Raw genomic sequence first — 642 nt, 5'->3', positions numbered from 1 at the left:
CCTTTGTCGTTCTTGCCGACCACAACACGGACGCCTTTGGAGTTGTAACCGAAGATGTAGCCCGTTTCACCAAATTCCAGCTCTCGTAAAACGGGAAGAGCTTCTTCTAATGTCGCATTTTTCTTGAGTAGCGGTTCAATCGCCGAGCGAGCCATCTGAACATAGTTTTTCAGCTCGGCTTTTTCCATCGCCATCATGGTGGTGTGGGTCTGATCAATTTGCTGTTGGTTATAAGCGTTAGTTTGCAGGTAGGTGAACCACATCATACCTAGTGCAATGGTGAGTACTGGAATGATGGAAAGAATATACAGTCGCTTTCTTATGGTTAGATTCATAGAGACTTCCTTACTTCTCGGCGCAGCGTTACGAAAAGGCAAAATTCAATCGATTTGCCGGATAAATATATAGCTATTTATTTTTGTAGTGATTGCAGATTAACCGACTTAGTAGGAGAGAAGTACTGGAAATGCACGATTTATCGCGAGCGTATTAACATTTTCAAGCGTGATCACAATTACCGAGAGCAGCGGCCAGAATTACAACGAGAAGTACCCGTTAACCAATATGAGATGCGATACCTATTTTGGGCGAAGCGCAGATAAAGCCAGTCCGCAACAGGTCTGATGAGTTGCCAGCGCAGTG

Annotated in this window: 2 pseudogenes; both read right to left on the bottom strand. The window is 44.5% G+C overall.

Annotated features, from left to right (window positions below):
• A pseudogene (locus R7Q09_RS26380) lies at positions 1–335 on the bottom strand (chemotaxis protein); the annotation flags it as partial.
• A 179-nt stretch (positions 336–514) separates the two neighbouring features.
• Positions 515–642 (bottom strand): annotated as a pseudogene (locus R7Q09_RS26375) (DUF393 domain-containing protein); the annotation flags it as partial.

Source organism: Vibrio sp. 2130-1, from assembly GCF_033339515.1.
Note: the sequence above shows the minus strand (reverse complement) of the source record. Positions and strands in the feature narration are given on the sequence as shown.